Source organism: Desulfovibrio sp. (genome assembly GCF_018379785.1).
GTDB lineage: Bacteria > Desulfobacterota > Desulfovibrionia > Desulfovibrionales > Desulfovibrionaceae > Desulfovibrio.
Genome location: NZ_JAGZUV010000028.1, coordinates 36,904 through 46,111 on the forward strand (window position 1 = coordinate 36,904; position 9,208 = coordinate 46,111).

General features: G+C 63.5%; 8 protein-coding genes. 3 read left to right on the plus strand and 5 right to left on the minus strand.

Annotated elements, in window-relative coordinates:
• Nucleotides 1–6: 6 nt before the first annotated feature.
• The 3 genes from KH208_RS07855 to KH208_RS07865 form a co-directional block, all read right to left on the minus strand.
• Nucleotides 7–480, minus strand: coding sequence for a tripartite tricarboxylate transporter TctB family protein (locus KH208_RS07855; protein ID WP_291435291.1), 474 nt, complete (start codon nt 478–480; stop codon nt 7–9).
• A 102-nt stretch (nt 481–582) separates the two neighbouring features.
• The gene (locus tag KH208_RS07860; RefSeq protein ID WP_291435293.1) at nt 583–1,581 is read right to left on the minus strand and encodes a tripartite tricarboxylate transporter substrate binding protein; all 999 of its coding nucleotides are present in this window, start codon (nt 1,579–1,581) and stop codon (nt 583–585) included.
• 196 nt (nt 1,582–1,777) lie between these two features.
• Nucleotides 1,778–3,715, minus strand: coding sequence for a sigma 54-interacting transcriptional regulator (locus KH208_RS07865; RefSeq protein ID WP_291435295.1), 1,938 nt, complete (start codon nt 3,713–3,715; stop codon nt 1,778–1,780).
• A 145-nt stretch (nt 3,716–3,860) separates the two neighbouring features.
• Between KH208_RS07865 and flhB the strand changes: the two genes are divergently transcribed.
• From flhB to KH208_RS07880, 3 genes are all read left to right on the plus strand, one after another.
• Nucleotides 3,861–4,940 (plus strand): flagellar biosynthesis protein FlhB, encoded by a 1,080-nt coding sequence (flhB, locus tag KH208_RS07870; RefSeq protein ID WP_291435296.1) that lies wholly within the window; start codon nt 3,861–3,863, stop codon nt 4,938–4,940.
• Between the two features lie 173 nt (nt 4,941–5,113).
• Nucleotides 5,114–7,222 (plus strand): flagellar biosynthesis protein FlhA, encoded by a 2,109-nt coding sequence (gene flhA, locus KH208_RS07875; RefSeq protein ID WP_291435297.1) that lies wholly within the window; start codon nt 5,114–5,116, stop codon nt 7,220–7,222.
• A 491-nt stretch (nt 7,223–7,713) separates the two neighbouring features.
• Nucleotides 7,714–8,430, plus strand: a complete 717-nt coding sequence (locus KH208_RS07880; protein WP_291435298.1) for a DUF533 domain-containing protein — start codon at nt 7,714–7,716, stop codon at nt 8,428–8,430.
• Between the two features lie 82 nt (nt 8,431–8,512).
• On the opposite strand, the gene KH208_RS07885 is transcribed toward KH208_RS07880, so the two are convergent.
• The gene (locus KH208_RS07885) at nt 8,513–8,818 is read right to left on the minus strand and encodes a DUF3467 domain-containing protein (protein WP_291435300.1); all 306 of its coding nucleotides are present in this window, start codon (nt 8,816–8,818) and stop codon (nt 8,513–8,515) included.
• Between the two features lie 2 nt (nt 8,819–8,820).
• A partial coding sequence (locus KH208_RS07890) for an OmpH family outer membrane protein (RefSeq protein WP_291435302.1) occupies nt 8,821–9,208 on the minus strand: 388 nt, incomplete at its 5' end.

Here is a 9,208-nt window from a genome sequence, read left to right on the forward strand (position 1 = left end):
TCAGCCTCAGGGAAGCGGGACGTTAAACAAAAGGGCGAAGACCAGATACAGAAAAGCGGTCATCAGGCCCGCGATCAGCAGGATGCGCCAGGGGCTGCGATAGCCCGTGAGCACCTGTGCCAGCACCAGAAAAACCAGGGTGGCGGAACAGAAGCCCGTGCCGCCCGGCCAGAGCGCGTCATAGGCGTATTCTCCAAGCCGGACAAAGCCCGCCACATAGCCGAGCACCAGCAAAATCAGCAGCAGCACTTTCAGCAGCACGGGCCGTTCCGGCCACGCGGCCCGGCCCCGGACCAGAAAACTGCGGACCAGCAGGATGCAGGCCAGCACAGCCAGCAACACAGTGACGCCCGTGGGAAAGGAGGCCGGTCTGAAAAACTCGGCCGACGCTGATTCCGGCAAAAGGCGGATCTGTTGCCAGGCCACGGCGCAGATCACCAGAAGAGCCAAGGCGATGAAAAAATCCGTTTTGTTTTTCATGGGGCCTCCCGTATCTGGCGGCATACCTGGGCTGGAAGGGCGGGACGCGGGTCTTCCTTGCCGCATCCCGTTCTTCGCGCGGGGCGCGCCCGGCGCGAAGGATCAGTCCAGCGATTTGCGCCCGGCCAGCACGTCGTCCACCAGGGCGGAACCGGCCGCGATGACCTCGCCGAATTCCTTGGGCGGCAGATAGTCCACGGACAGGCCGATCTTCTTGAACCTGGCGATGACGTCGGGATCGGCCAGGGCCTTTTGCAGCAGCGGCTGCAAGGCGGCGATGCGTTCGTCGGGCACTTTTTTGGAGGCCACCAGGCCGTGCCACGACCCCATGTCGATCCATTGCTCGTCTTCCGGACTCAGCCTGTCGGCGTAAATCTCGCGGAAGGTCGGCGTGTCCGGCAGCGACGGATGACGGGTCTTCCGGGTAACGGCAATGGTGGCGAAGTCGCCGGATTCCACATAGGGCAGCACATTGGCGGGCACCTGGAATCCGGCCGTGATGTGTTTGCCGAGCAGGGCCGTGGAAACCTCATGCCCGCTGCCGTAGGCCGCGTGCCGGACTTTCAGGCCGTTGTGGAAGCGTTGCAGAAGCCTGGTCAGGTAGAGTCGCTGGGTGGTGATGGCCCCGGTGCTGCCGTAGACGATATCGGCGGGGTTCTTCTGCGCGGCCTCGATAAAGGCCGGGAAATCTTTCAGGCCCGAGGCCTTGTTGACGGAAAAAGTCAGCTCCATGACCGTGATCTGGGCCACGGGCTTGAAGTCTTTTTCCGTAAAGCCCACATTGGTCAGCTTGGGCGTGGTGCACAGCCCGCCGAATGCGGGAAAGCACAGCGTATAGCCGTCGGGCCGGGCGCGCAGCATGTCGTTGAGGCCGATAGCCTGCGCGCCGCCGGGTTTGTTGATCACATTGATGGTGATCTTGAATTCTTTCTGGAAATACTCCGCCAGGATGCGGCCGGCGATGTCCACCGCGCCGCCGGGGCCGAAGGGCACGATGATGTTCAAGGGGCGGTCCTGGGGGTAGTCGGCGCGGGCCTCGGACGCAAGGCCCGGCAGGCAGACGCCGAGCGTGAGACAGACGGCAAGGATGAGCTTTCTCATAACTACTCCAGCGTTGAGGTTGAAGCAGTTTCATCAAGATCCATGCCAGGAATGCGCCATTCGTGAAAAAGGGCGCAGCAGCGGGCCGCGGGAGGAGCCAAGGCTGTTCAGACAGTTTTTACGGCGATTTTTGTAACAATTCTTATGCAAATATGTAACAAAAGTGTTACAAGCTGCGGCACGGCAGGGCCGCGCCTCAAGGCTGCAGCTTGCGCCAGAGCGTCATCCGGCTGATGCCCAGACGGCGCGCCGCCGCGCCCAGATCCTGGCCCGTCGCGGCCAGAGCCGTTTCAATGATCTTCCGTTCCAGAGCCCGCATCTGCGTCCGCAGGTCAGCGGCACAGGCTTCGCCCGGCGGGCTCTCCAAAGCCGGCTCCGCGCCCTGCCAGACGCGCGCCAGAAGCTCCGCCCAATCCCGTCCGCCTGCCGCTCCCGTATGGTTGGCGATCAGCGCCAGGCGCTCCAGCACGCTGAACAACTCGCGCAAATTGCCGGGCCAGGCCCGGCGGGTCAGCAGGGGCCCCAGGGCCTGTTCCAGCGCCTCCGGCGGAGGCGTCGGCCGCAGATGCCTGCGCAGCCAGGAAACGGCCATGGCCACAATGTCTTCGGGCCGTTCCCGCAACGGAGGCAGGGTCAGGTTGAGCACATTGAGGCGGTAGTACAGGTCCGCGCGAAAGAGCCTGCGCCGGACGAGGTCCTCCAGATCCCGGTTGGTGGCGCAGATCACGCGCACATCCAGGGGGATGACCTGGGTGCCCCCCACCCGGACGATCTCCCTCTCCTGCAGAACGCGCAACAGGCGGCCCTGCAACAACAGCGGCAGATCGCCCACCTCGTCCAGAAAAAGCGTGCCGGTATGGGCCAGTTCAAACATCCCGGCTTTGCCCTGGCGGCGCGCGCCCGTGAACGCGCCCTCCTCATAGCCGAACAGCTCGCTTTCCAGCAGACCTTCGGGAATGGCCGCGCAGTTGACCGCCACAAAGGGGCTGTCCGCGCGACGGCTGCCCGCGTGAATGCTCTGGGCGAAAATTTCCTTGCCCGTGCCCGATTCGCCGCAGATCAGCAGATTGGCGTCCGTGGAGGCATAAAGCGCCGCCAGTTCCTTTACTTGCCGCATGACTGGCGAGCGGGCTTCGATATCATCAAAAGTATAACGCGCGGTAAAACCGCGCGCCTTGAGGCTGCTGCGCAGACGGCCTTCCGCCCGCCGGATGCTTCCGGCGTCGGAAAAGGAGAAGACCAGGCCCGCGCTTTTGCCCTGAACCGCCACGGGCACCCGGTTGACGACCAGGGTCGTGCCGCCGATGTTCCGGACCCGCCCCCGTTCGGCCCTGTCCGGCAGCCCCTCGCCGCTCAGAAAACCGCCGGGGACAGCCGCGCGGATGTCCTTGTCCAGCAGGTCTTCGGGCGTTCTCTTGAGCAGCCGGGCGGCGGAGGTGTTCACATGGCTTACCGCGCCCTTTTCGTCCAGCACCAGCAGGCCCTCGCTCACGGCATTGAAGACAGCGTGGATGCGCGCCGCGCGCCGCCGCTCGAGCCTTCGGGCTTCCGCGATGGCGGCGGCCTCGCGCAGGCAGCGCGCGGCGGCGTCTCCGTCAACCCTGAACTGGCGGGTGGAAAAGCCCAGGGGGGCCACAAAATCCCGCACATAGGTGCCGCCCACCACCAGGTCCACGGAGCCCGGTTCAAGTGCTTCGGCCATGTCGCGCGCCTCCGCGCGGGAACGGAAAAGGCACTCGCGGATCTCCATGCCCAGAACCCCGGCCACGCAATCCACATCCCGCAGGGGACCGGCGTAACGGAACCAGGCCACCCGCCGGACCTTTCCGACGTCAGGCAGCAGCAGGCGCAACAGATCCATGGCCGTCATTTCAATGGCTACCACGGGCACCGCCGTATGCCGCTTCAAAAAGGCGGCGTTGATGCTGCGGCTCAGAAAGACGTCGCAGTCGTCGGGCGGCGTGGCCCGCGCCACGGCCACGGCCGCGTCCTCCTGTCCCACGACCACGCGCAGGCGGCAGCCCATGCGCCGGGCAATGGGCGTGAATACCGCGCCCATTTCCGGATACGGCGCGATCAAAATGCCGTGAAAGCCCTTGTCCGTGTCCCCGTCGCCCGCCGTGCTCCTTGGCATAGTCCAGCCCCCCGGCTATTGGTGCCGCTCCCGTGCAGAATAGTCGCAACCCGTCCGCCAGGCAATGATCGGGCCGTCTCCGGCCGGGGCATGCTTCTTGCTGTCTTCCCGTTGATCGCCAAAAACGCAACAGCGGGAACGTCACATGTTCGGCAAGCAGCAAGACCCCAGCAGAACGGAAGAAGCCACTCCGAAGCGCAGAAACAAGCAGCGCCAGGAAGGCAATGTTCCCAAATCCCAGGAGCTGGGCAAAGCCGTGAGCCTGACAGGCGGCCTCATTGCCCTCCACCTCTGGATCGGCCCCATGACCGAGGAGATCAAGACGCTGTTCCGGCGCTTTCTCGGCCATGCCTGGGAATTCGATCCCAACCCCCAGAACGTCTACACTCTGAGCATCGATCTGACAGTGGAGCTGTGCAAGATCATCCTGCCGATCCTGCTTTTTCTGGGTTTTCTGGCTTTTCTGGCCCAGCGCCTTCAGGTGGGCAAGCTCTGGACCACCAAGGTTTTCAAATTCAAGTGGCAGCGCTTCAATATCATCAAGGGTCTGAAACAGATGATGTTTTCGCCCCAGACCGCCCTGCGCACCATTAAAAGCCTGCTGTTCTCCATCATTCTTGCCCTGATTCCCGGCTATCTCATTTATCAGGAATACCAGAACTTCCTGCCCATGTACTACGCCACGCCCGAAGGCGTGGCCGCCTACATGCTCCAGATGGGTCTCAAGCTGGCCTACTATGCCCTGCTGCCCATCCTGGCCATCGCGGCTTTTGACATCTGGCAGTCGCGCTTTGCCTACAAGGAAGGCATGAAAATGACCAAGGATGAAGTGAAGGACGAGCGCAAGCAGGCCGAAGGCGACCCGGTCATCAAGGGGCAGCAGCGCCGCAAGATGATGGAAGTGGTCATGAAGCGCATGATGCAGGACGTGCCCAAGGCCGACGTGGTGGTGACCAACCCCACCCATATCGCCGTGGCCCTGCGCTACAACGCGCAGGAGGCCCCGGCCCCGGTGGTGCTTGCCAAGGGCGCGGATCACCTGGCCGAAAAAATCAAGGCCGTGGCCCGCGAGCACAACGTGCCCATCCGCGAAAACGTGCCCTTGGCACGCGCTTTGTATAAGGCTGTGGAAGTGGGCGACATGGTTCCCGAAGAGCTGTACAAAGCCGTGGCCACTGTGCTGGCCAGCATCTGGAAGCTCAAGCCAACCATGCGGCAGAATTAGAGCGGCTTGCGCATGAAACGCGTTAACCGCGCGGCAAGGATTTGCCTGCAAATCCTTGCCGCGAAATGCGCGTAGGCGGGCTTTGCTTGCCGTAAGCGAACATTCCAAGTGTCAAAGTAATAGATTTATTTGCGGGGCTCCCCGCCCGCAGAACATGACGAGGTGTCAGAAAAATGGCGACGACCGGACTTCCGCAAATTGATTACAGCCGCTTCTCCAAGCACGGCGAACTTATGCTGGCGGCGGGCGTGGTGATTATCCTGTTCGTCATGCTGGTGCCGCTGCCCACCTTTTTTCTGGACATCATGCTCTGCGTGAGCATTTCCATTTCCCTGCTGGTGCTGGTCACCACCATGTTCATGACCTCGCCCCTGGAGTTCACCATCTTTCCCTCTCTGCTGCTGGTGACCACTCTGCTGCGCCTGGCCCTGAACGTGGCCTCCACCCGCCTGATCCTGCTCAACGGCGATATGGGAGCCGAGGCCGCAGGCAGCGTGATCCGCGCCTTCGGCGAATTCGTGGTGGGCGGCAGCTACGTGGTGGGCGGCGTCATCTTCATGATCATGTTCATCCTGAACAAGAGCGTCATCACCGCGGGCACCACGCGCATCGCCGAAGTGGCCGCGCGCTTCACCCTGGATGCCATGCCCGGCAAACAGATGGCCATCGAGGCCGACCTCAACGCCGGACTCATCGACGAGGAAGAGGCCAACGACCGCCGCCACGCCCTGCGCAAGGAGGCCGACTTCTACGGCGCCATGGACGGCGCGTGCAAATTCGTTTCCGGCGACGTGAACGCGGGCATGATGATCACCATGGTCAACCTGATCGGCGGCATCATCATCGGCGTGGTCCAGAAAGACATGGACTGGAACACGGCACTGACCACCTACTCCCTGCTGACCATCGGCGACGGCCTGGTTTCCACCATTCCGTCCATCATCGTTTCCACGGGCACGGGCCTGCTGGTCTCGCGCGCCGCCTCGGAGGCCAAGATGGGCGAGGAATTCCTGGCCCAGCTCACTTTCAACAGCCAGGCCCTGAAAATGGTTTCCGGCGTGCTGCTGGTCTTCGCCCTGGTGCCGGGCCTGCCCACCATTCCTTTCCTGGTGCTCGCCACCCTGCTTTTCCTGGTGGCGCGTCTGACGTCCAAGGATGAAGAGGAAGGCGCCAAGGCCGACAAGAAGGGTGCCAAGGGCAAGAGCGGCGGCAAGTCCCCGGCCACGGCGGACACCCCCGAGGAAGTGCAGGCCCTGCTGCCTCTGGACACCCTGGAGCTGGAAGTGGGCTACGGCCTGATTCCCCTGGTGGACGAGGAGCAGAGCGGCAACCTGCTGGCGCGTATCCGTTCCATCCGGCGGCAGTTCGCTCTGGATATGGGCGTGGTCATCCCCTCCCTGCATCTTCGCGACAACCTGCAACTGAAGCCCGGCCAGTACGCCCTGCTGATCAAGGGCAATCAGGTGGCTTCGGCGGAAATCCTGGTGGACCACTTCCTGGCCATGGACCCCGGCAACGTGACCACCAAGATCAACGGCATCGAAACCCGCGAGCCCGCTTTCAACCTGCCCGCCCTCTGGATTCCGGACAGCCAGCGCGAGGAAGCCATGCTGGCGGGGTATACGGTGGTGGATCCGGCCACGGTCATCGCCACACATCTGACGGAAGTGTTCAAGCGCCACTTGGCCGACTTTCTGGACCGCCAGGCCGTCCAGGGCCTGCTGGACACCGTGGCCAAGCATTCGCCCAAGGCCGTGGAGGATCTGGTGCCCGGCACCATTTCCCTGGGCGGCGTGCAGAAAGTTCTGCAACTGCTGGTGCGGGAAAACGTCGGCATCCGCGACATGCTGACCATTGTGGAGACTCTGGGCGACTTCGGCGGCGGCGTCAAAAATCCGGACATGCTGGCCGAATACGTGCGCGAAAAACTCTCCCGCTCCATCGTGCGGCCTTATCTGGACAGCCAGGGCGTGCTGCCCGTGCTGACCCTCAACGGCAACGCCGAGCGCATGGTGCAGGAAGGCATCCGCCAGACCGACAACGGGGCAACCTTTCTTTCGCTCAATCCGGCGGCGGCCCAGCGCCTGGTGCAGAACATCAACTCCGCCGTGGAAAACGCCGTGAATACCGACGGACAGCCCGTGATTCTGGCAAGCCCCATAGTCCGGCCGCATCTGGCCCAGTTGATCACCCGCTTCCTGCCCACGGTGCCCGTGATTTCCCAGGCGGAAATTCCCTCGGACATCCGCCTGCAGGCCGTGGGCACGGTCAGCGCGGAATAAACCCGCAAGGTCGCGACAGACATAAGGCCCGCCCGCGCATGCGGACGGGCCGAGGCTGCTGACAAAGTCGGCAGCCCCGAAAATCAGGAACAGGTCGCGGCTTTGCCGCGCCGTTAAGCGACTGATTTTCGTGCCTTTCCACCCGGCGGATAGGCTCAGCTCTCATTAAAACGCCGTCCGCGAAAAGCTGCATTTTTTCGGGCGGCAAGGCGCAAAGGAGAAATCGGGCGAAGCTGTATTGAACATACCGCGAGGTCGATTTCTTTTTTGCAACGCAGCCGCACGGAAAAAGGCGGCTTTGCAGCAGGCGCTTTTAATGAGGGCTGAGCCTAAGCCGCCGTTGGTGGCGCAAACCACGCGAAGCGGGGTTTGTCATCAGTCTGGGCCCGCCCGCGCATGCGGGCGAGCCTTTGCTGATTGACGCCATGCGGCCGCTTGTCAAAGCGACCGCGCTGCCTATATGTTATGGCAAATCCCCCTACGAGGACCGTATGAAAAATATTCTTGACGCACTGAACGGCAACGGCGGCCTGAAAGCCGGACTCGGAAACATGGGCGACACGCTCAAAAACACTTTGCAAAATGTCGGCGCGGGCAGTCCGGGCGGCATCGGCGGCCTGCTGGGTTCGGCGGCCCTGGGCGGCCTGCTGGGCGCTTTGTTCACGGGCAAGAGCGCCAAAAACATCGCCAAGGGCGCGCTTGTGGTCGGAGGCACGGCCGCGGCGGGCGCGCTGGCCTGGAACTTCTACAAAAAATGGGCCCAGGGCGGCCAGGCGGACGGCGCAAACGCGGCTCCGGCGGCGGAAAGCCCCGCGTCCCATGCCCAGGGCGCTCTGCCCCCGGCCGAGAACACGGCCCTGCTTCTGCTGGAGGCCATGGTCTTTGCGGCGCGGGCTGACGGCCATATTGACGAAGAGGAAAAATCACGCATCCAGGACACGGCGGCCTCGCTCTTTCCCGGCCAGAGCATGACCGGGCTGCTGGACGGGCTCATGAACAGGCCCATCGACCCGGCGGCCCTGGCGGCCAGAGTGCGCGACCCCGAGGAAGGGCGCGATCTTTACCGCCTTTCCCGCGCGGTGGTGAATGTGGACAATTTCATGGAACGCAGCTACCTGGACGGCCTGGCCCGGGCCCTGAACATCGGCGCGGACGAACAGGCCCGGCTGGAAAAAGAGACGGAAGCCGCTGTTCAAAACGCCGTTTAACCGGCGGGACACAGAAAGAATACGTAAGGGCCGCGTCAGCACGACGCGGCCCTTTTGCGTGGTTTCGGGTCGTAAAGTCGGCTCAGCCTTGCGGGCAGTTGCCGCTGAAACGGGCGGCATGCTCCCTGAGCGTGCTGTCCAGGGCCAGGAGCAGGCGTTGGGCCGAGGCCGGGGTCATGACGATGCGCCGGTCCAGGTCCACGGCCAGGACGTTTTCAGTGCCGCCGTCCTGGGTGAGGATGATTTCCTCGGCCGTGCAGCGGGTCTGGAAGACATTGGCGTAGGACGTGCGGAGCCGCGCGCTGTTCAGGGCCACGCGGATTTGTTGGCCTTCGCCGGAAGCGGCGGCTTCAGCCCCGGTCTTGCCGGAATTTTTCTGTGCGCTCATGCTTACTTCCTTTTTGCGCCGGGGGCGGCGTTGTGATTGGCTTGGCCGGGGGTTTCCGGCGTTTTCCCCTTCTCGCCGGGCAGCTTGACGGACACCACGGGCAACGCCGGGAAGACGGCCTTGCGGGCGTCCATGCCCTTGAGCACGCTTGCCGTGATGTCCAGCGTGTCGTCGGCGTCCAGCACATTCTGCCGGGGCAGAACCAGGGCGGCCTTGTGGGCCTTGCGCCAGGCTTTGACCTCTTCCAGAAGCAGGCCGTTGACGACATTTTGTACGGCGGCCTCCTCGGCGGCCATCTGGCGGCGGAGGGTCAGCGCGCCGTCGCGCAGCACGGCCTCGCGCTCCTTGTCCGGAGCTTTGGCCCAGGCTTTTTGCAGGTCGGCAAAGCCC

Bases quoted from the DNA above. Each gene is read 5' to 3' on its own strand.
- KH208_RS07860 (WP_291435293.1), bottom strand. From the start codon at position 1,581: ATGAGAAAGCTCATCCTTGCCGTCTGTCTCACGCTCGGCGTCTGCCTG.
- flhA (WP_291435297.1), top strand. From the start codon at position 5,114: ATGGCGACGACCGGACTTCCGCAAATTGATTACAGCCGCTTCTCCAAG.
- KH208_RS07880 (WP_291435298.1), top strand. From the start codon at position 7,714: ATGAAAAATATTCTTGACGCACTGAACGGCAACGGCGGCCTGAAAGCC.
- KH208_RS07885 (WP_291435300.1), bottom strand. From the start codon at position 8,818: ATGAGCGCACAGAAAAATTCCGGCAAGACCGGGGCTGAAGCCGCCGCT.
- KH208_RS07855 (WP_291435291.1), bottom strand. From the start codon at position 480: ATGAAAAACAAAACGGATTTTTTCATCGCCTTGGCTCTTCTGGTGATC.
- KH208_RS07865 (WP_291435295.1), bottom strand. From the start codon at position 3,715: ATGCCAAGGAGCACGGCGGGCGACGGGGACACGGACAAGGGCTTTCAC.
- flhB (WP_291435296.1), top strand. From the start codon at position 3,861: ATGTTCGGCAAGCAGCAAGACCCCAGCAGAACGGAAGAAGCCACTCCG.